At 53.8% G+C, this 21,015-nt stretch carries 17 protein-coding genes; 11 read left to right on the forward strand and 6 right to left on the reverse strand.

Annotation, left to right across the window (positions count from 1 at the left end):
• Positions 1-53: 53 nt before the first annotated feature.
• A complete protein-coding gene (locus tag RB_RS06965; protein WP_164921649.1) occupies positions 54-995 on the forward strand; it encodes a metallophosphoesterase family protein in 942 nt (313 codons plus the stop codon).
• A 42-nt stretch (positions 996-1,037) separates the two neighbouring features.
• Here RB_RS06965 and RB_RS06970 read toward each other — a convergent pair whose 3' ends face one another.
• From RB_RS06970 to RB_RS06980, 3 genes are all read right to left on the reverse strand, one after another.
• On the reverse strand, positions 1,038-4,151 hold the full coding sequence (locus RB_RS06970) for an FG-GAP-like repeat-containing protein (RefSeq protein ID WP_011119405.1): 3,114 nt from the start codon (positions 4,149-4,151) through the stop codon (positions 1,038-1,040).
• 14 nt (positions 4,152-4,165) lie between these two features.
• Positions 4,166-4,366, reverse strand: a complete 201-nt coding sequence (locus RB_RS06975; RefSeq protein WP_011119406.1) for a hypothetical protein — start codon at positions 4,364-4,366, stop codon at positions 4,166-4,168.
• An 81-nt stretch (positions 4,367-4,447) separates the two neighbouring features.
• On the reverse strand, positions 4,448-5,680 hold the full coding sequence (locus RB_RS06980) for a DUF1559 domain-containing protein (protein ID WP_011119407.1): 1,233 nt from the start codon (positions 5,678-5,680) through the stop codon (positions 4,448-4,450).
• 928 nt (positions 5,681-6,608) lie between these two features.
• Here RB_RS06980 and RB_RS06990 point away from each other — a divergent pair.
• Positions 6,609-7,472: an AraC family transcriptional regulator gene (locus RB_RS06990; RefSeq protein ID WP_164921650.1), complete on the forward strand. Its 864-nt coding sequence runs from the start codon at positions 6,609-6,611 to the stop codon at positions 7,470-7,472.
• Between the two features lie 17 nt (positions 7,473-7,489).
• On the opposite strand, the gene RB_RS06995 is transcribed toward RB_RS06990, so the two are convergent.
• Complete coding sequence (locus RB_RS06995; protein WP_164921651.1) at positions 7,490-8,380, reverse strand: alpha/beta hydrolase; 891 nt, start codon at positions 8,378-8,380, stop codon at positions 7,490-7,492.
• A 176-nt stretch (positions 8,381-8,556) separates the two neighbouring features.
• Between RB_RS06995 and RB_RS28315 the strand changes: the two genes are divergently transcribed.
• The 5 genes from RB_RS28315 to RB_RS07015 all read left to right on the forward strand — a co-directional run bounded on the left by RB_RS28315 (position 8,557) and on the right by RB_RS07015 (position 13,125).
• Entirely contained in the window at positions 8,557-8,973 is a 417-nt protein-coding gene (locus tag RB_RS28315) for an ROK family protein (RefSeq protein WP_261340188.1), read from the forward strand.
• The gene (locus RB_RS07000; RefSeq protein ID WP_011119415.1) at positions 8,915-9,613 is read left to right on the forward strand and encodes an ROK family protein; all 699 of its coding nucleotides are present in this window, start codon (positions 8,915-8,917) and stop codon (positions 9,611-9,613) included. Before RB_RS28315 ends, RB_RS07000 begins: the two co-directional genes overlap by 59 nt.
• A gap of 43 nt (positions 9,614-9,656) precedes the next feature.
• Positions 9,657-11,570 (forward strand): glucosamine-6-phosphate deaminase, encoded by a 1,914-nt coding sequence (locus RB_RS07005; RefSeq protein WP_007330748.1) that lies wholly within the window; start codon positions 9,657-9,659, stop codon positions 11,568-11,570.
• Positions 11,571-12,214: 644 nt separating this feature from the next.
• Entirely contained in the window at positions 12,215-12,571 is a 357-nt protein-coding gene (locus tag RB_RS07010; protein ID WP_231846288.1) for a hypothetical protein, read from the forward strand.
• A complete protein-coding gene (locus RB_RS07015; protein ID WP_011119419.1) occupies positions 12,568-13,125 on the forward strand; it encodes a hypothetical protein in 558 nt (185 codons plus the stop codon). The genes RB_RS07010 and RB_RS07015 overlap by 4 nt, the downstream gene beginning before the upstream one ends.
• A gap of 683 nt (positions 13,126-13,808) precedes the next feature.
• Here the strand turns inward: RB_RS07015 and RB_RS07020 are convergent.
• Positions 13,809-14,180, reverse strand: a complete 372-nt coding sequence (locus RB_RS07020; RefSeq protein ID WP_011119424.1) for a GxxExxY protein — start codon at positions 14,178-14,180, stop codon at positions 13,809-13,811.
• A 283-nt stretch (positions 14,181-14,463) separates the two neighbouring features.
• Positions 14,464-17,973 (reverse strand): DUF1583 domain-containing protein, encoded by a 3,510-nt coding sequence (locus tag RB_RS07025; protein ID WP_164921652.1) that lies wholly within the window; start codon positions 17,971-17,973, stop codon positions 14,464-14,466.
• A gap of 476 nt (positions 17,974-18,449) precedes the next feature.
• Between RB_RS07025 and RB_RS28025 the strand changes: the two genes are divergently transcribed.
• The 4 genes from RB_RS28025 to RB_RS07045 all read left to right on the forward strand — a co-directional run bounded on the left by RB_RS28025 (position 18,450) and on the right by RB_RS07045 (position 20,882).
• Entirely contained in the window at positions 18,450-18,689 is a 240-nt protein-coding gene (locus RB_RS28025) for a hypothetical protein (RefSeq protein WP_231846289.1), read from the forward strand.
• A 157-nt stretch (positions 18,690-18,846) separates the two neighbouring features.
• Positions 18,847-19,377, forward strand: a complete 531-nt coding sequence (locus RB_RS07035) for a hypothetical protein (protein WP_231846290.1) — start codon at positions 18,847-18,849, stop codon at positions 19,375-19,377.
• A gap of 22 nt (positions 19,378-19,399) precedes the next feature.
• On the forward strand, positions 19,400-20,362 hold the full coding sequence (locus RB_RS07040) for an alpha/beta hydrolase family protein (protein ID WP_164921653.1): 963 nt from the start codon (positions 19,400-19,402) through the stop codon (positions 20,360-20,362).
• A gap of 115 nt (positions 20,363-20,477) precedes the next feature.
• Positions 20,478-20,882, forward strand: a complete 405-nt coding sequence (locus tag RB_RS07045) for a hypothetical protein (RefSeq protein WP_007330758.1) — start codon at positions 20,478-20,480, stop codon at positions 20,880-20,882.
• Positions 20,883-21,015 lie beyond the last annotated feature (133 nt).

Raw genomic sequence — 21,015 nt, forward strand, 5'->3', positions numbered from 1 at the left:
AGTAGATTGTGGCAATCGAACCCTCCGAGCTTCCCTCCTTGAATCTGTCAACCATGAATCCTGCATCAAGTTCATTCGTTGAATCCGGCGATCAAACTAGCCAGCTTGCTCACCAACTTGTTGGGAGACGCACCTTGCTGAAGAATGGAACGCTCGTTTTGGCGGCGTCCGCTTTGACCAATCGACGGTTGTTCGCTGAGGAAGTGAAGAGCGATGAGAAAGCAGTTCGCGTCGGGCTGATCACGGATTTGCATTACGCTGACAAGTCGCCCGCCGGGTCGCGTCACTATCGAGAAACGCTAGGCAAGTTGGAGGCAGCCGGTCAGCAGTTCTCGACCGATCAACCGGATTTTGTCGTGGAACTGGGCGACCTGATTGATGCGGCGGATTCGGTGGATGTTGAGCAAGGGTATCTCAAGACGATCAACAAGCAATTCTCTTCGATTTGTGACGAACGTCATTACGTCTTGGGTAACCATTGCGTTGACACGTTGACGAAAGACGAATTCTTGGGCGGAGTGGAACAGGAACGTTCTTACTACTCATTCGATCGACAAGGGATTCACTTCATCGTTCTGGACGCGTGCTTTCGAGAGGACGGGAAGTCTTACGGTCGTCGCAACTTTCATTGGACGGACGCAAACATTTCTGCTGAAGAACTGGAATGGCTGCGTGGTGACCTGAAGGCAAGCAGCAAGCCGACGGTGGTGTTTGCTCATCAACGACTCGACGTCAGCAACCATCACGGAGTGAAGAACAACGCGGATGTTCGAAGAGTGTTGGAGGATTCAGGTTCGGTTGTGGCAGTGTTTCAAGGTCACAGCCACCAAAATGATCTCAGCGAGATCGGAGGCATCCACTATTGCACAATGGCGGCGATGGTCGAAGGCTCAGGTCCAGAAAGCAATGGCTATTCGGTCATGGATATCCAACCGGATGGCACGATTGAAATCAAAGGCTTCGTTCGGCAAGCCAGCTATCGATGGGATGTCTAACATCCGGATTCGGATGTCAGAGCTACCGAACAACCGATGCACTCAATCCAAGTGTGAATCTGCGTCCAGTACAAACGCGGTCGGTTGATTCTGGACCACCAACAGTTCGACGTTTGGTCGTGTCTGCGCCGATTGGGTCGTGCCATCGGGCCAAGTAATCGACACCTCAATTCGAGCGTCTTCGTTGGCAGTTCCCAGACCAAAGGTCAGGACTTTGTCGCAGGACGCCATGTAACCATCACCGGAAAGCAGCCACTGTGTACTGGAATGTGTCCCGTGGGTGATTGAAACCACCGAACCGATCGCATCGCGAGCTGACACCGTTCCGACCAATCGAATTTTTAAGGAATGGTTTGCTGATGCCTTTGGCGTCCGATTGCACAACAGAGTTGGCCGGTCGCCTTGGTGGGTAATCACCAGATCTGTGTTGTCGTCGCGGTCGATATCCATCTTCCAAACCGCACGGCCAACATGTTTCGTCTGGAAGTAGTCAGACAGTTTTGCTCGCGGAACAAACTGAAAACCATGATTTGATCGCGACCAAAGTTGCGGATGCTGCGCGTAGCCGGACGGTGAGTCGTGGTGAACGTGACCGTTGCAGATCATCACTTCCTCGGACATGTCGTTGTCGAGGTCGATCGCGATTGTTCCAAAACCCAGGGACTCGAAGCTGGGTTTGTAGAGCCCAGCCGATTGGGTTTGATCGGACCAAATTCCTGGGTTTTGCTGCAGGTAGAGCGTGTTGTGTTCTTTTTCAAAGTTGGTGACGTAGAAGTCCAGATCATGGTCGCCGTCAAAGTCGGCCGCGGCAATTCCCATGCTGGCCTGCGGACGAGAACGCCAGTCCAACGCGAGCCCACACAATGTGCCGCTCTCTGCGAACTTCGAATCATCCAGCATCGACCGAGACCAAAAGTGGTTGCTGGTCATGTCGTTGGCGACAAAAACGTCGATGGATGGCGTGTCGTCCAGTTGTCCAACGATCAGTCCCAGTCCACGGCCTGGATTGGTCGGAACGGTATCCCAACGTTCGGTCGCGATCTCGAATCCGCCAGATGGCCTTCCGCGGTAGAACTGATCGATGTCAGCGTTGTAGTGAGTGGGGACGCAGTAATCGATCGAACCATCCGAGCGACGGCACCGTTCACGGATGGGAGAGTCCGGTTCGCAATATCGAAGAACGATCATGTCGGCGATCCCGTCCGCGTCCAAATCCGCGATCGCACCACTGGTCGACCAAGCCATTTCGTTACGATCGAACCAGCTGGAAGCATCGGAGAATGTTCCATCGCCGTTGTTCAGGAACACTTGGTCCTTGCCGTAATTCAGCTGAATCAAATCCATGAATCCATCCGCGTTCAAATCTCCCGTCACGGTCCCCTGAGGGAACCCGCGGTTGAACAAATTTGCCTCCCGACGAACGGAATGCAGTTGTCCGGCTTCGTTTCGGCAAAGTTCGCTGTTGCTGAGCCGGGAAGCTTCTTGATCAATCCCGTCGGAAGATCCGGCCAAGAAGATGTCAGGCCAACCATCCAGGTCGTAATCCAAGGATGCGCCGCCGGATCCCAGCTGAGAATGAATCGGAATGACTCCGTTTGCCAGTTGGATCGGATCGTTCGGCAACTCTGCGAGTCCGCGTGATTCGCTCTCGTCAATCAGTCGATAGTCTGTTGCATCACCGTTCGCTTCTGCGCCGGCCAGCTTTTGTGGTGAAGTTGAGGTTGGTTCGATCTCGACGGCCAACGATTCGATTGAAGAAGCCGGTAGGCTGGCATGAACGTGCGAATCCAGCGTTGTAAAGGAGTCGATTTCCAACTGCCATGGCAGGTCGGAACGCAACTTGGCAACGATCTTACTTCGTAGTTCGACAGCAGCTTTTGCTTGGCCATTGGATTCTCGGATCGCATTCGCCAGCCAAGCTTCCGCTTCCCAGTTGCGACCAAGTTGAGCCAACAGTTCGGCAATGGAAGTTGCGATCTCAGGCGATTTCATATCAGAGCGATAGAAACGGTCTTTCACCTGCACCAGTCGTTCCAGCAACTCAGCTCGTAGCGTTAAACCGTCCAGAAGTTCTGGTGTGATCCAATCGTGTTGATCCGCAATGAGCTGCAACGATCGAGCCAGCTTGGCATGAATTTTCCCGACACCGTTGTTGCGTTGGATAGATTCCCAGTAAGCGTGAGCGGCCACGGACGGCTGGTCACACTTCAGCGCAAGGTTGCCTGTGGTTGCCCAGAACTGCCACGCGTCTCGTTTGACATTGGGCGGAACATCTCCCAACCACGACAGCAATTTTGGGTGTTCACCGGCCAAAAACAAACGCTCGGCTTCCAAGCACCATGCGGGCGAAAACGTCGGGTGTTGCTGCAATATTTGCTGAAGCAGTTCACCAGATTCGGCAAAATCGCCTCGGTCAAGGGCGAGCCTCGCCATTCCGATCGTTAGGCGGGCATCCGATGGGTTGCGGCGGGAAAGAATCGTCAGAGATTCCACTTCACGATCGCGTTGTTCGTTCTGGCCCATTGAAAACAACAGAACCGAATCGAAATGACGTTCACGAATGAGCTGGCGACCGTGCGGCAACGCCTGATTGATTTGTTCCGAGTTGACCAAACAATCAAACAACCATCGACGTGTTTCGCTTCGTTCCGGATGTTTGCCGATCACGTCTTCGAGCAATTCAATGGCCTCGAAGAGTTGACCGTTCGCCATCAGTCCCGCGACCGCTTGCAGCACCAGCGTCTCGTTCTCGAAATCGTCGGCGCGTGTTGCATCGACCAGTAGCATCGACATCTCGTCCGTCTTGCCGAGGCGTTGTTTCACTTCAGCGGACACTACCAGGATGCCGACGTCTTGCGGCGAAAGAATCAAAGCCCGGCTCGCGACTTGTTCCGCGGCCTCCCATCCTTGGGTTCGCCCCAAGTTCAAAATCTGGTCTGGTCCAAATGCCTCAGCAGCAATTTCGTCGCTGGAATCTGTAACAGAACGATCTTCGCCGTCGACGATGTTCGTTGTCGCCGGATTTGACGTTGAGTCCGTTGGCTTGCATCCAAACAGAACACACAAACCAGCGGCGCATAAAAAAACTCTGAGCACGATGCGGATGGCGTCGAACTCAGAGTCGTTTTTGAGCTTGAAAGCGGAAGCTGCCAGCAAAACAGATGTCTCCGTTAGCGTTTCGGCTTCATTTCCTTTTTCATTGCTTCGTCCGATTCAACCATTTGCTTTTGTGACTCTTGGAGCATGCGGTTGTACTCTTCAATCTCGCTGTCACTCACTTCGCCGGCAAGGTTGGTTGGTTCACCGCTGTCACAGCCGACGGTCAGGGAAAATGCGATAAGGCAGGCAAACAAAGCGAATCGATATTTCATGGTTCTGTTGTGGGAATGATGTTTGGAAAGAACGTGCGTCCGCCTGCCAGTGAAGCGGACACACGTGAAGGTTAGCTTCGATCAAAAGACGTCTTCGATAATTTCCTTGGCTGCTCGTGTGCCGAGGGCACCCCAAACGCCGTAGGGGCTCTTCGATCCGGCAGATCGGTAAGCGTTGATGCCAAGTTGGCTTTGATTGCCAGCTTCGACGGAGTCAGTCATGAACTTCACGGCACCGTCACCCATCAAGACGTGAACACCACCTTGGTGGCGACTCGATGCGGAGTACCAACCTGAGTTGCCCGCGTTTTGCTCGTTGCAGATGGGGCTGTTTGGTGGTTGAGCAGTGAAGAAACCACTGAAGTTTGGCAAGTGCTCGGCCCAACGAAAACCGCGACCATCGACACCGCTGACGGTGGTTTGAGACGCATCCCAGAATTGAGGACGAGCCGGATCGACCAAGTTGTCGCAGTCGTTTGGTGGATAGTTACGAACGAACGACCAACCTCGGTTGAGGGCAGCGGTGCGGGCGTCTTTGTCGCCCAGGTCCGTCGCGATTTCACCAGCAGCAATGGTGTTGGACAAGCCGTCCAGAACATCGCGAAAACGTCGGCTCTTGTGAACCGTGAAGAATCCACGGCCTGCACCTTGGATTTCGTTGGCCAAACCAGAGCTGATGTTGCCGTAGCCGATTGGTGCGCTGTTGTTCCAATCACCTTGGTGAGCACGTTCAGCGGAATCGCCCAAGTTGGCAGCGTAGTTCGTGCGTCCGAGCGAAGGCAGGCCGACGCCTGGATCGCTTGGGCAACGGAACGTTGGCATTTGCGTGACCCATGGCGTGTAAAGGATCTCGTCTGGTGTTGGTCCCATTGGGTTGAATGGGCCGCCATTGCGAGTCGCTCCGCCGCTGACACCACCATTGCCGCTTGCCGCCGGTGGGCTGGCACCGCGCGAATCTTCGTTCAATGGATTTGAGATCATTTCCCAAAGACCCTGTTGTTCGATGAACGGGGTCAACCCGACCAACCAGCTCAAACGGCCGTTGTTGGAAACTTCCGATGGGCGCCAGATCTGTGCGGAATGTGGGTCGGTCGTACCGCCACCATGAATTGGCAATTGGTTGTACGCACTGTGGTAGTTGTGAATTGCCAAACCAATTTGTTTGAAGTTGTTGCTGCAGCTCATTCGGCGGGCAGCTTCGCGAGCGGCCTGCACGGCGGGCAACAACAAACCAACAAGAACGCCGATGATCGCTATCACGACCAGCAGCTCGACAAGCGTGAAGCCTGCTCGTTGCGAAGGGGACTTTTGCATCAAGATGTACTCCAACCGAGAGTGGGATGAGGAATTCGAAACGAATCCAAAAAGGAAAAGACTTGTTCTCTGACAGTCATTCGCCCGCTCAGAAAACGAGACGCGAAAACGGTCAGTTGTTGCCCGCTTATGGCGGTCAGTCGCCGACTGTCAGCTTGCAACGGGGGCTATTCTGCCTTGAGAACGCGGATTCTCCATAGCTAGATTGCTAGAGCATGGCATTTCTTAAACAGCCAAAACGGTTGCCAAATCTATATTTGGGTGTGGGCGCATCTTGAGCGTTCGCAAAGGCCGTTCGATCGCCGTTAGCCTGGCGGGGAAGGGGCCGCTATATGCCATTTTTTAACTTGCCGAAAAATAACGCCACAAGCGCAGGTCCAGTACCTTCCAGATGCGAAACAACGAGACGCGAGAAAGCTCATTCTGGCGTCCAAGCGGATCGTCATCCCCCCTCGGCGAGCCAAATTGGAATCTCGCGGTGATGGGTCGGACAGATCAAGCGACAATTGTTCACCGCGTGATGTTAATTTTCTGAGTGTTTCATGAGGGAATTTACCGTCAGGGTGAATTCAGACGCTGAGAAGGACGTTCCGCGTCCTGTTTCGCTATGCTTTTGCAGGCATCATGAGCATTCGTTTCCAAGAGCTACCGCTAGGTTTGCATGACAAAACCGTGCGATCGATCGACAAACTCGCGTGGAAATGCGAGGAATGAGCATGTAAGATGTGGTGCAGATAGCAGAAATTAAACTTTCGATTTGCCATGCCAATCGCAGCGAATTCCATTCGTTCGCGTCCTAGATTCGAGGATCAGGCGGGGTGGTTGAAAATAAAAAGGCCGTCGCGAAGAATCTATACACCTAATTTCTACACAAATTGGGTGACGAAGCACACTTTTGCGTGTGTCTCGATCACCCAGGGACAACGTGATGGAAGATATCCAGACGCCGGAATTCGTCTCCAAACAAACCGTGGAAGCCTCGCATTTCTATTTGGACCTGGATCCAGATAGTTCGAGTCGGTTCACGGTTGTCTGTGGTGGCGTGGAGCGGACGTCTTTGGATTACGTCGTCGAACGAAGCAATTTTCCGTTCTGGGGGCTGGAGATCGTCGATCAAGGCGAAGGCAAATTGCAGCTCGAGAATGAATGGTTTGAACTGAAGCGGGGTACCGTCTTTGCCTACGGTCCGGGAGTTCGTCACCGCATCGAGAACAGCTCGAAGACCGGAATGCGGAAGTACTACTTGGACATGTTTGGTACCGACGCGAAGAGCCTGCTGCTGGAAGCGAATTTGCTTCGCGGCTATCCGTTGCAGGTCCGGAACGTGAAAGAGTTGACCGATTTATTCTCGATCATTTCAGCCGAAGGTAAGGACGATCAATTTCGATCCCGCGATATCGTTTCGTTGATCACCCGGGCAATGATTATCAAGATCGCTCAGCGGAAGTCGACGACCGATGGCGATTCGCCAAAAGCGTTCGAAGTCTACGAGGACATCCGGCAGTACATGGAAGACAACTTTCGTGACCTGACATCGATCGCCCAAGTCGCCGAGCAGTGTGGTTACACGACTGTCTACGTTTCGCGGTTGTTTAAAAGGTACGCTTCGCGTGGTGCGTACCAGTACTTGTTGCGACTGCGAATGAACTACGCCGCGGACTTGTTGTTCACTCAAGGAATGAAAGTCCGCGACGTTGCCGAAATGCTGCAATTTGCGGATGCATTTCAGTTTTCAAGAGCTTTCAAACGGGTCTACGGCGTGCCACCGAGTCAGTTAAAACGCTCTCGTTAATAAGTCGATGCGTGGTTTCAATTTTGGACTAGCAGATCGCGATCGGTCAGCCATTCCAGCATTCGTTCAGGCCAACGTCCCGCAGCGGTTTTGTTGTTCTCACGAAATCCAAATCCGTGACCCGCCTCGCTGTAGACGTGCATTTCGCAAGGCACATTGGCTTCCTTGTACTTCAAGTAAACCTTGGCCATCCCAAACGCGATGTCTTCTCGATCGTGAAAACCAAACGCGACGAACGCCGGCGGCATTCCTTCCGAAACAGTGAACGTGTCTGACTTGCCCGGGTAGATCAATCCTTGGAAATCGGGACGGCTACTGACTCGTTCAATCGGGTCGGAGGAATCAGGTTTTCCAGGCTGCGGATGCATCGCCGAATAGGCTGCCAATTCTCCGCCGGCTGAGAATCCCAATATCCCGATCCGGTTTGGATCCAAATTCCATTCCTTCGACTTGGATCGGATCATTCGAATGGCTCGGCGAGTGTCATCCATCGCATGTCCTTCGAGCGTGTAACCGGAATCCGGCTCGCGGCAAAGTCGGTATCGCATCACGAAGGCGGCCACTCCGCGTTCGGCGAACCATTTCGCTAGCGAATCGCCCTCGTGGCCAAGACACAGTTTGCTGTGACCTCCGCCCGGTGCGATCAAAATCGCCGTGCCCGTGGAAGCTTCTTTGGTCGGCAGGTACGGAGTGATCGATGGATGGTGAACGTTGGAGACATTCGTGCCAGTGACGACTTCCGCTTCATGCATGCGGTCTTCGGATCCTGGCGCACCGTCTTTCCACAAAGGGATCTTGGAAGGCGTTTCATCGGCGCGGACAAATGAGGTGAAACCGACGCAAATCGCGGTGGTTGCGACGATCGCAGTTTGCCAGAACGGAGAGGACGATCCGGGTATACGATTCATTGATTTTCCTGAACAAGGTGGGGCATAGGAAGGACAAAGGAGGGGACCGAGATTGTAGTCCACACAAAACTCGCCGGATCAGCTTGGCGTTCAATTAGACTGATGACCGTCGAAGTATCGACCGTTGCCATTCGCAGTCCTCGCAAGCAGTCCATTTGGAATTTTGATCGTCGCCAATGAATTTCGCGTCCACCAAAGAATCGAACCACAACAACGGCGATGATTCGGGCGGAGGGACGTGGGTACTTGGAATCGATCTTGGCGGAACGACCATCAAGTTCGGTTTGTTTCGCGGCGACAAATTGATCTGGCGGAACCATATTCGGACGGATGATTTTGGATCGCCTGAGGCGGCATTCCAATCATGCCGAGACAACGTTGAACGCACGCTCAACGAATCATCGAAAACAATCGAGGATCTGCATGCGATCGGTTTAGCGATGGCGGGTGTGCTGGACCCAAAAGCGGAAGCCTTGGCCGAAACCGCCAATTTGCATCGTTGGCATCACCTCAATTTCCGCCAGCAACTCGCGGATGTTTTTCCAGAAACCGGTTGCGCTTCTGAACGATGCCGACGCCGCTGCGTTGGCTGAGTCAGCCCATGGTTTGTGCCGAGCGAACTCTTTGGTGTTGATGACGCTTGGAACCGGAGTGGGAGGCGGGGTCATCTTGGACGGTCGTCCGATTCGAGGAGCGAATGGATGCGGTGGCGAGATTGGACACGCGACCATTGATTTTTCATCCGACGCTCGAATGTGCGGGTGCGGCTTTCCTGGGCATCTGGAAGCGTATGCCGGATCGGCGGGCGTCATTCAAACGGCGAATGAGATACTGAAGCAGACCGACGCGTTGAGTGCGTTACGAGGAATGAAATCGCTGACGCCGTTGGCGATCGCGAATGCCGCGGCCGATGGAGATTCGATTGCGATCCGAGTCATTCACCAAACCGGCGTGGTGATCGGACGATCAATTGCGATGTTCGCTCACGTTGTGGATCCCGACGTTGTGCTTTTGGGCGGCGCAATGACGTTTGGTGGCCCAGGAACCGACACCGGAAAGCAGTTTCTGCAATCGATTCGCGAGGAGTGTTTTCCTCGGACCCTGGTGCAAATCAGCTCGCATCTGAAGATCGAGTTTGCAACCTTAGGGAACGATGCCGGGATTGTTGGTGCGGCTCACTATTCTCGGCAAATGGCCGGCGAGACCTCTTGGCCCGGAACCGCTATAAGATAGCCTCGCCGAAATCCTCTTCGCTGAATCGACCAAGAGAAACATCATGTCAGGAACGGACGCCACGCACCTGGTTCCACAATCGCCCAAGAACAAGATTGCCTATCGGGTCTATCCCGAGTCGACCGACGCGAGTGCCGCCGTCGCTCGTGAAATCGCCACGCTCATTCGCGAGCGTGCTGCCGAATCGCGAATGGCAGTGTTGGGATTGGTCGCTGGTTCATCTCCCGTCAACGTGTACGCCGAACTGATACGGCTTCACCGAGAAGAAAACTTGTCGTTGGCGAACGTGATCACGTTCAATTTGGACGAGTACTACCCGATGAATCCAGATTGCTTGCAGAGCCATGCGCGGTTCATGCACGAGCATTTGTTTGATCACGTTGATATTCGTCCAGAGAACATTCATTTGCCCGATGGGACTCAGCCTGTCGAGACCATCGCTGACGGGTGTGCGGCTTACGACCAAGAATTGATTGATGCTGGTGGCATCGATATTCAATTGCTAGGGATCGGACGGACCGGCCACATTGGATTTAACGAACCCGGATCAGGCACCGATTCACGGACACGAATGATCACGCTCGATGGCATGACGCGGATTGACTCGGCCAGCCACTTCTTTGGGGTGGAGAACGTGCCGCGGCGAGCCATCACGATGGGTGTCTCGACGATTCTGCAAGCCCGCAAAATATTTCTGTTGGCGTTTGGAGAAGGCAAATCGTCGATCATCGCTCGAACGATCGAAGGCGAACTGGCCCCTTCGGTTCCGGCGACATCATTGCAAGAACACACCGACGCGGAATTGATTCTCGATCGAGCGGCAGCGGCTCAGTTGACTGTCATTCAATCACCTTGGTTGGTCGACAAGGTCACGTGGGACGACACGATGGTGCGTCGTGCCGTGATCGATCTTTCGCAGGCGTTGCAGAAGCCCGTCTTGATGCTGGTCGATGGCGATTACAACGAAAACGGATTGCAAGATCTTCTCGCGGAACATGGATCGGCCTATGAGATCAACCTGCGTGTCTTTCGGCATTTGCAAAGCACGATCACGGGATGGCCGGCCGGCAAACCGGACCAGCCCGGCGTGGTCTTTCCAAAACGAATCGTTCTGTTTTCACCCCACCCCGACGATGACGTGATCTCGATGGGAGGCACTTTGACTCGCCTCGCCGGTCAAGGACACGAGGTGCATGTCGCTTATCAGACGTCCGGCAACATCGCCGTGTTTGATGGCGATGCGATTCGTTTTGCCAAGTTCGCTCGCGAATTTTGTAAAGAGTTTGATTTGCTCACTCCTCCGGTGGTCGAACTGACCAAGCGCATGATCGAGTTCTTGGGAACGAAGGACCATGGCGAGGTCGACATCCCTGAGATGCAGCGATTGAAAGGTTTGATCCGACGTGGTGAAGCCGAAGAGGGGGCGATTGTATGCGGTGTTCCAGCGGAGCGATTGCACTTTTTGGAACTGCCTTTCTATGAAACCGGCGTGGTTCGAAAGAGTCCGATCAGCGACGCTGACATTCAGATCACGGTGGACCTTCTTCGCGAAGTCCAGCCGCATCAGATCTACGCCGCCGGTGATCTTAGCGACCCGCACGGAACGCATCGTACATGCTTGGATATCCTACTGGCCGCTTGCGAACGATGCGGAGAAGACGAATGGATGAGCCAGTGTGTGGTGTGGCTCTACCGTGGCGCTTGGCAAGAATGGGCACCTCATGAGATTGAGATGGCCGTGCCACTGAGTCCACAGGAGGTCGATCGAAAGCGAGCGGCGATTTTCAAGCATGAATCGCAAAAAGACCGAGCCTTGTTCCCCGGGGCAGATGCTCGCGAATTTTGGCAGCGAGCCGAAGCTCGCAACGCGCACACAGCACGCACGTATGATCAACTCGGGCTGGCACAATATCAGGCCATCGAAGGTTTTGTAGAATACAAACGTCCCCAGTCCTGAGGTTCGCAGCGGCGACATGCTCGGAACCTCGCCTTCAATGATTCAAAGCTAGGTAGATAGGCGGGTGAGACGGATGCTGCTTCGCGAAATCAGCCGATCTTACGTGGGCCAAACTTTGGTCGTCGCCAGCGGCGGCATCACTTACCTTTTCTTCGGATGGAAAGCTGGTCTTGTAGTTGTGGCGGCGATGCTTGTTGCTGTGGTGGTTCGACTCATTCAGCGGTTTCTACGTGTTTGAGGATCCTATTCATGCTGCAATTCTCGTTGCCGATGCTGATACCTCAAAGCCGAAATAGCAACGCCGGGCAGACCGCTGAGCTGCTTTTGAAGACCAAAACAGAAGTCGCGCAAGCATGCAGTTCAGTTGCGGGCGATACCCACGCAACGGACTCGCTCATTCTAGGCGTCGCCATTCGTCGAATGCGTTCCAAAGTGTGGGAGCGATTGTTCGATGGATACCGACGACGGATTGAACTCCACCACATCGATCACAAGTTCTGCACGAATGTTCGGGGGCATGATTCATGATCCGTATTGCAACACGGCGAGGGCTGATTTGGAGTGCAAATGGATTTGCGTTGTGCGTCGCGACCTTTGTCGTGTCTGCACTGCTGCTAACCTCGGCACGATGGAGCGGCCGGTTCATGCTCCGGATCGATGTCGAATTGCCGCCTGGGATCGAACGGGAATCGCTCTTGTACATGACTTGCTGGGATCAACAGACTGCGGACTGGCTCTGCACCCCTGACAACGAAGTGACAGAAGGATTTGATCCTCCGTATCAGCGGACTCCGGACCATGATGTCGTTTTAGTGCCTACCGGAGGGAGTTCCAATTTCCTTCGTATCTTTGACACATATCATCAACCGGACTCAGTCGTGTTGCAGTACGAACGAGAAACAGAGTCAGGAGAGAGGGATCCGTTGCGGATTCACTTTCCAATTCCAAAAGGACCGGGTGACCGATTGGTATCAATTGATTTGACGCAGGCGGAAAGGTGATTCGTCTGCTTTCTGTACCGGCTCTTCTATTGTTGGCCTGTGCGTTGTCTGGTGTGTACGGGATGGTTCACAATCAGGTTTCGTATTCTATCTCTTCAGAATACTTTACGAAGTTCAAATTCGATCAGTTTGACATTTCGCAGAGTGTGTCCGAGCGGCTAGGAGCAGCCATCGTCGGATGGCACGCTTCATGGTGGATGGGAGCCTTCATCGGACTCTTTTTGGTCCCGGCGGGGATGCTCGTTCGCAGTGATCTTGGCTACGTGCTTACGGTCCTCCGTGCGTTTAGCGTGGTTCTTGCGACAACGATTCTGGTTGGAATGATTGGGCTACTGCTTGCGATTGCTTTCACGAAAGCCGATCCGGTGGTTGATACGATGCTCCGTGATGCGCTGATTGATGATCCAGTCGCATTCCGACGAACAGCCGCCCTTCACAATGCTAGCTACATTGGCGGATTGCTTGGGATCTTTGCTGGTTTGGTGAGTGTGTTCAAAGCCTTCCTTCAAGAGAACGACCGTCTGAACTTTCGACCGCGCGAGGTTGAAGAATGAAACGGGGAATCTATTCACTCCGGATGCTGTTGTTGTGCACCTCGCTGACGGCGTTTGTGTTTGCACTCAATCATGTTGCATCGCCGGTGCACTCGAGGGGCCGCTACCTTGGTCCACTACCGGATCGGTGCTTGCGAGAGCCAGGGACGATCAACTTCGGCTGGCCTGTGTTCTCTCGCACGGATCGATTGGCAAACCATCCCCGACACGAAACCGGTCCATGCGAGTTTAAGTCGACCTATCACCCTATTGGCATTGCATGCAATTTAGCGGTTGCCGTTCTGCTATCCAGCGTGATCGTTTGTTCGATCGTGACGCTACCGGACTTTGTGGTCTGGAGGCTTGAGTTAAGCCGAGAGCGGCAAATGATTGAACGTTTCTTGCGAGACAGATCGGACCAGCAAGATTGAGAGATTGGTTGCCAAACACAGCCAAGTGTGTATGCACCATGGAACATAAAACCGATTACCTTCTCGGTCAGCTCATTGATTTCGCCATGAGTCATCTGTGTTCATCCCAATTCATCTGTGGCCAAATAGCAACTTCTTCCTGCTACCGTTTGACGTTTCGGTGGTTTTTTCCGTCGACAACATCGAAGTGAAAAGACCAGATGCGTTTGGAATGCAAATGGTCACTGGTCCTATGATCAATTTCTGCCACAGATGAATTGAGATGAACACAGATTAGTGGCGGAACCGTTTGATCTCGACGCGGGGCTTGCCGAAGTTAAGCAGGCGGCAAATTGGGAGCCCCGTTGCCTTCAAGTAGTTGAGGCATTGGGCGGTGAAAGCTGCGTTGATCTCTTTGACGGCTTTGAGTTCGATAATTACTGCATTTGAAACAAGTAGGTCCGCGAAATATTCCCCGACAATGATTTGTTCGTAATGTACTTTGATGGGAGCCTGTTGCATCACATCAAGACCATGTTTCTGCAGTTCGTAGGCGAGGGCGTTTTCGTACACCTTCTCCAAAAATCCGCATCCAAGTGTGTTTGAAACTTGGAACGCGCAACCAATCATCTTCTCGGTCAATACGTTGATTTCGACGTCAGTCATCTGTGTTCATCCCAATTCATCTGTGGCCAAACTCACGATTTCCAATGTGCAATGTCCGCTCGTTTGTCACCAGGGTAGGCTTACGCACCGTCCGACTCAGGATCAACTTTTTGCCACAGATGAATTGAGATGAACACGGATTCGAGGGCGGGATGATCTGCGGCTGCATCGCATCATGAGTGGGCTGCATCATGGCGCCTGGACTCGACCGGCAATGTTGAATTGGCGACGCAGATCGCAATCCGCTGCACCGGACGAATGGGTCTGACTTCATCGGACACGGCTAGTTCGATGAGGCGTCCAGTTGATCTTGCCAAGGGACCGTGCGGGGATCGGGCCGAGCGGTGATGGCGAGCCATTTTCCATCCTTGGACAAGCTAACTCCTGAAATCTGTCGATCGCTTGGTTGATTGGGCCAGAGTTTCGGTGTTCCAGGATTGGTCACGTCCACGCAGTGCAGTTGGGTACGCCGTGTCTCGGCGGACAGCATCGGAAACAAAATTTGGAGACTGTCGGACGCCCATCCGAGATCGCCGCCAAGTTTGGCGGGCGTGGGGATGACCTGAAGCCGACTTGGGTTGGACAGCGTGACAACCGCGATTTCGTCCTGTGAGTTGTCACGACGTCTTCCCTTCAATGCGATCCGCTTTCCATCAGGTGACCAACACATGTTCCAGTAGATGTAGCTGTACCGAATTGCGTCTGGCCCTTGCAAAACAGCTTTTCGAGACGACGTGTTCAGATCCCAAACGTAAAGACTGCCGCCGCTGCTGTAGGCAAGCAAGTTCGGAATTGGCGACCACTGGATTCCCCAGCCGCTCGAATCCAGGATGGTGCGATTGGAACCGTCAGCGTCCATGATTCCCACACCCTGACGCGCAGCCGAAAATGCAATGCGTTTCCCGTCGGGCGAGAACGTCGGCATGGACCCGAATCCTAAATCAACCGGATCGCCGCCGGTTTTGTCGACTCGCATCAGCCGAGCCGTCAGGGTACTGCCAGCTTGTTGGTCGTAGACAATCTGTGTTCCATCGGGGGACCAGTCCGGCGATCCGACGTGCAACAGTGTTTCGTTCGGTTCTGCCAGATCTCGCAGGTCCGTCCCATCGATACGAACGACTGAAAGAACGGGCTTGGGATCGGACGACGGCGACACCATCAGGTTTTTGGCACGAAGTGTGAGATTGAGCCATTTTGCAGATGTCGTTCCACGGCCCTTCGCAATGGATACGAGTTGTATGCCACCGATGGGAACCTCTGCCTCGGATGCGGTTTCCTGGTGAAGCAACTGCCATTGGTCGGATCCTTCGTAAGCAAAGAGGAAGTAGACGTCCTCACCACGCCTTGCAATTCTCAACCTGCCAGAGGTCGATTCGTGGGTGCGTCTGCCCGTTTGGAACCGCATCGTCCCATCCGGATAACTCAAGTTGATCGACCCCATCAAATGCCTGCCTTGGCCGTCGGCGAATCCCGTGGCAGCAATCAGTTTGCGGGCCTGGGAATCATCCAACGAGATTGAAAGAGCAACACGAGCAATGTCAACGGACTCGGGGATCACTGCCTGAGTGAACTCCGCCGTCACATCGAAATCCCCACGCAGCGAAAACTGCGGGACGGCGGCAAGCTGCTTCCACGGCCCGAAAGACGACGCCGTTAATCGCAATCCACCATCTGTCTCCGTTGCGCCATCATTGTTTCGAAGGGTGGTTGCATTGAAGTAGCGAGTCGTCGCATCAGCGTCCCGGAAGTCATGATGGAAGACCGAAGTCAACTCGTCCATCGACGCATGAAGGCGGTTCGGTACCGGATCGGCCAATTGCTGAGGCCCGAGCAATTCCTTTGGCCATTTGCCTCGCAAGGTCAGAGACTGTGCTTTCAGTTCTTCGCGATCGGAAAAGTAAAACAAACCGAAGGTGCGATCACTTTCGCTGTCCAATGGGCGTTCGTAGATCAGCTGGTCATTCAATGAAAGCTGGATCATGTTGCCGGCCAATTGCAGTTCACCGTGGTTCCACTCCGACACTTTCAACGGGAGGGTTCCTTCGTGACGCTGGTAGTCTGACACAAATTCCATGTTGTCGGGACGCAGCAGAGTGCGATCGAAGCAGCCGTCGGTGCCCCAGTGCTCGGTGACTCCCTCGTTCGAAATGAGAAACGCGAGGCGATCGAGTGCTGGGTGGGCATTCGCCTTTCCCGGATCGTAGAAAAATTCGTATTCCACACGGTCGCCATCCATCAGCGGGCGGAAGTATCGAAGCAAGCTCTCGAAGTGGGACTGGTCCAAGCCATCTTTTTTTGAACCCACGATCATCGTGTCACCACGCGCGGCGTCGATACGTTTCCACTGCCCTCTGTATTCAGGACGCGAACCGCCGAAGTAGTCGGTCCATCCAGACAGGCCACGCGATGTCAGCATGGGGACGGCGTCTGGAATTTCGGGAGCACCGGCGATGTGGAAATTTCGAAAATTTGCATTCGCCGTGTACCAGCCTCTCATCGCCAACCAAGGTGCCGCGTTGGGAGCGACCGATTCTTTTTGCACTTGGCGACCATTCAAATGAACCGTTTGAGTGTCGTCTTTGATGTTCGAGCGATAGTGGATCCATCGATCCAGCTTCTCGAAGGGTTTGTCCAATTCAATTTCATCGAGTCGCCCGCTCAATACACCGCTGCGAAAGTTGGTGTTTCGATATCCGGGACCAACAAACCGGCCAGCCGCAAGGATTTGCCCCAGATTATTCGTCGCGAAATCCGCTTCGATGCTGTAGTTGCCTTTCAAAGGTGTCGCAAACGCCAAGTATTCGGTGTGGCTGCCACCGCGGTTGGAAACGACGCCTGATTCGTCTTGGATCCACTCAGCGTCAACGTCTCCGTTTCCTCGGATGGACGCGGTTGCTTCGCGAATCGGAATCCATTCTTGTTGATAGTCGGCGGTCCACTCGTAGATCTTCCGAACCGCTTCGTCCGTGGATGCCCATTGCTTATCAAACAGTTCGGTCCTGATGCGTCGTATTTGGCTGACAAATGAATTAGGAAGATCCGATCGATTGCGAACGACGCAGGTTTGATAGAGAAGAGACACAAGCTCTCCCAACGCTGGTGATTCAGCGAACTGACGCGTTCCTCGATGCGCCACCAAAGCGACTGGCCAAAGCTCAGTAAGTGAATTGACGGGCGTTTTGGACGAGAGTTCGTGAAGCAAGACAATGGACTCCTCGGCGCTGGTCCCGTTGCCAAGTTCCAAATCAATCATTGCCAACATCGCTTGACGCGATCGCTCATCATTCAAGCTCTTTGCCACGGCGGATTTCACTCGCTTGCGCAATTCCGGCAACACCCCTCGGCGCTTGGCGAGGTTCAACGCGTCGTAGACCGGCGAGACGATCTGGGATTCGTGTGTGTCAAAGACCGAACCGCTCCGGACCGACGGCGAAGGGGTGGTTGGAGATGACGCGCCCGTTACACGAAAGCTCGCATGAGATCGCGAGGGCAAAATCCATTGAAGGAGAGCATCCAGGCGTTCCTCAACGGGAAGCTTTGAAGAGATCCTTCGGATTTCCAACACATCTTCCGCAAACAGATCGGATCCAAACAACCATTCACGAACGTGTTCATCCGGTTTGGTGATCGAGTGGCCTGGTCCGAGGTTTTCGTCCGATGACGTTGATTGGATCGACGCCGATTGGTTGGGGCGTTGTCCGAATGCACGGGATAGAAAACTAATTTGAGCTACGCAAAGAACCGCGACGATCACAAGTCGGGCGAGCACAGACACTCGAATCGCAAAACGCATGTCGTTGTCAAAAGAAGTGGGGGAATGAATTGGCAAGGGAACCAGAGAGGCGATTCAATTGCGGGAATTCATCCTACCACCTGCCACCATCGGTCGCATGCAACGGCTCAGTGTCCTCGCGGCGGAAGCTTTGTTTCTTGGTGCGTATCGGTGTTGATGTTTGGCCGTTGAGTTGCATCGCAAAAAGAGGCGACCGATCGCACGAGTGGCACTCCATTCCGCTAAGTTGTAATTGGTCGTGAATTGGCGTTTTCCCGTTGCGTCCGAAATTGTTATCTGAAAGCGAACCGTTGCACACTGAGTCGAATCCTTATCGTTCGCCGGAAACCATTCCGATCGCTTCGACTGAGTCGAGAAGTACGACGTGTCCTGTTTGTGATCATCCGATATCACGATTGCGATTGGTCTTTCCTCGATGCAAATGCGACGTGTGCGGGAGGCGTTTACGACTGAAGAATTCCTGGTGGGCAAGTTTGTTGTCGACGCTGACCGCGATCGCCTGCTTTGCATCGATGCTTTACTTTCGTGCGATACCGCCATCCAAGCCAATTCTGTTTGGTCTTCACGCGTTCGTCTTTCTCTGTCTCGGCACGATCTGGTTTCATGTATTTGGCACGCCGGCACTCAGCACATGGAAAGGGGCCGCATCGCGAACGGTCCTCGAGCGGGAACGCAGGCAATTCCAAGACGAATTGACTGCCGTCGACGCTGATTAGCCACGGAAGAACTTCTCGCCAGTTTGCGCTGGTACGATTCAATCCACGAAAGGCTTGCGATCTTTGCTCTCGGGGCCAAAGATACGATGGTCTCGCGTTAGCGAGTCAATCTGCGGCGATCGAAAAGTACATTAACTCCATGAATGAAGGAAAAGCGATGCGATCCAAGCTTGCGAACATCTGTGTCTGGTTGGTTCTTGCTGGTTCCGCGATGAACGTAGCCGCAGAACCGGTCAGTTTGATGGGAACAATTGCTCCCTGGCGGTATCCGAAGTCTTCCATCAACCATGCGAAGGGTTCAGACGCTGCCACGATTGATGCGGAGGGTAACCGAACCGTTCAGTCCACTGTGTTTGAAGCACGCATGACGACGGAAGCATCCGTGGACGAAGTCCTCCAGCACTATCGAGAGCTGTTAACACGGAACCCGGATCACGATGCGAAGCTCAGCATTCAACCGAATGAAGGTCGTTCGGTTGTGTTTTGTGACGAGTCAGAAGGACGGCCGTTTGAACTCCACGTGATCTTGGTAAATTCGAAGACCACTTCGACTACGTTGATCGTGTCGAAAGCAACCGACGAGCAGCAAACTCGAATTAGTTGGAAACAATACAGCAAATACCCAATCACAACCGATGCGCGATTACCAAATGCCCCCGGCCAAAATGCCAACACCGCGGATGAGTAAGTCGCCTGGAAGGAACGCGAACATGAAAAATTGGATGCTGTTGAGCTTTGCCGCGTTGGCGATGTCGTTCCCGATCAGGGCGAACGGCGAAGTCGATGTGGCGGTGAAGGTACTGCGATTTGAGCCGACGGATGGGCGGCGAGACCGTGAGGTTCCACTCAAGGTTTACTGGGATGGCGAACCGACACCAAAACCGGTCATCTTGTTCTCGCACGGGCTGGGTGGTTCGCGAGAGAACAACGCTTATCTCGGCGAATACTGGGCATCGTCCGGCTATGTTGCGGTTTTCATGCAACACGCTGGGAGTGATGAACAGGTTTGGAAGACCGCTCGTCTACGGCAACGAATGGCGGCACTGAAGTCCGCGGCAAGTTTGCAGAGTTCGCAAGATCGGATCGAGGATGTGACGTTCGTCATCGATCAGCTCACCGTTTGGAACAAGCAGAAGTCCCATCCGCTGAGCAACCGGATGGACTTGGAACACATCGGCATGAGTGGTCACAGTTTTGGGGCGGTCACGACACTCGCGGTAGCCGGTCAGAAGCTTCCGCGGAATCGAAGTTTCGAAGAGACACGAATCGACGCGTTTGTTGCCTTCAGCCCCCAACCAGGAAAGGGGCTTCCCGCGGATCAAGGTTTCGGTCATTTGGCAAAACCGATGATGTGCATGACAGGCACGAAGGATGCCAGCCCGATTGATTCTTCGTTTGATCCAGCGAAACGACGAGAGGTGTACGCTGCTCTGCCAGAGGGCGACAAGTACGAATTGGTTTTGGATGGAGCGGAGCATTCCGCGTTTGGTGACAGCCGAGGCCTGAGGACCAGGAATCGCAACCCGAAGCATCACCCGGCGATTCAGCAAATCAGCCTCCGGTTTTGGGACGCATATCTGAAAGAAGATGCATCGGCCAAGACGTGGTTGCAATCCGATCGGCCGCTATCGGAGACTGGTTTGAGTGACGTTGACGTTTGGAGCTGGAAGTGAAAGCGAAGATATATTTGGCGGATCCGAACGATCCGTCTTGTTCCGAGGCGGTCGGATTTGCTAGCGGTGCACTTCGAGGATTCTCGCACGTGTTCCCGCGAAATTTGGTCGCATCATGCTGGCTCGACACCACCGTTTTTTCATTGCTTCGCTTTTTGTTTGCCTGGGTTTGGCATTCGCTGACGCACCGTCCGCACAAGCTCAAATCACCACTCGAACGCAACTGGGAGCCCAGGGCGATTCGACTGCGAAGCTGTACGAGCGGTTGGTCAATCGATTGCACGCGACGACTCAGCCCCAACAGGATTACCTGTTAGAGATCACGAAGCGAGTGAACGAGCGAAAGCTGGATTTGCGATTGGTCGTTGCGATCGAGCGTTATTCAATCCGCCGCGACTCGCACTATCCCTTTCCGTTCTTTGAGCGGGCACTGAAATATGAAGCTGCCAAACGCGGCATCACGTTGCCTTCGATCAAGTTGTATCAGGACCAACCGATCGTGACCGTTCCGACTTATTGAGGAAACGGATCTATCAGCTTGCACGCTGGTTTTGACGGCTGGCAGGTGAATTTGGGTGAACATTCAGCCCACACGGGCTGATCCATCAGCGTCGGTGCTGTCCGGCACTCGCATCGGCAGATATCCTGTGAGC

The sequence above is a fragment of the Rhodopirellula baltica SH 1 genome (genome assembly GCF_000196115.1).
GTDB lineage: Bacteria > Planctomycetota > Planctomycetia > Pirellulales > Pirellulaceae > Rhodopirellula > Rhodopirellula baltica.

Coding starts and splice junctions, on each gene's coding strand:
- RB_RS06965 (WP_164921649.1), top strand. CDS start 54: ATGAATCCTGCATCAAGTTCATTCGTTGAATCCGGCGATCAAACTAGC.
- RB_RS06975 (WP_011119406.1), bottom strand. CDS start 4,366: ATGAAATATCGATTCGCTTTGTTTGCCTGCCTTATCGCATTTTCCCTG.
- RB_RS06980 (WP_011119407.1), bottom strand. CDS start 5,680: ATGCAAAAGTCCCCTTCGCAACGAGCAGGCTTCACGCTTGTCGAGCTG.
- RB_RS06990 (WP_164921650.1), top strand. CDS start 6,609: ATGGAAGATATCCAGACGCCGGAATTCGTCTCCAAACAAACCGTGGAA.
- RB_RS06995 (WP_164921651.1), bottom strand. CDS start 8,380: ATGAATCGTATACCCGGATCGTCCTCTCCGTTCTGGCAAACTGCGATC.
- RB_RS28315 (WP_261340188.1), top strand. CDS start 8,557: ATGAATTTCGCGTCCACCAAAGAATCGAACCACAACAACGGCGATGAT.
- RB_RS07000 (WP_011119415.1), top strand. CDS start 8,915: ATGTTTTTCCAGAAACCGGTTGCGCTTCTGAACGATGCCGACGCCGCT.
- RB_RS07005 (WP_007330748.1), top strand. CDS start 9,657: ATGTCAGGAACGGACGCCACGCACCTGGTTCCACAATCGCCCAAGAAC.
- RB_RS07010 (WP_231846288.1), top strand. CDS start 12,215: ATGCTCCGGATCGATGTCGAATTGCCGCCTGGGATCGAACGGGAATCG.
- RB_RS07020 (WP_011119424.1), bottom strand. CDS start 14,180: ATGACTGACGTCGAAATCAACGTATTGACCGAGAAGATGATTGGTTGC.
- RB_RS07025 (WP_164921652.1), bottom strand. CDS start 17,973: ATGCGTTTTGCGATTCGAGTGTCTGTGCTCGCCCGACTTGTGATCGTC.
- RB_RS07035 (WP_231846290.1), top strand. CDS start 18,847: ATGCGATCCAAGCTTGCGAACATCTGTGTCTGGTTGGTTCTTGCTGGT.
- RB_RS07040 (WP_164921653.1), top strand. CDS start 19,400: ATGAAAAATTGGATGCTGTTGAGCTTTGCCGCGTTGGCGATGTCGTTC.
- RB_RS07045 (WP_007330758.1), top strand. CDS start 20,478: ATGCTGGCTCGACACCACCGTTTTTTCATTGCTTCGCTTTTTGTTTGC.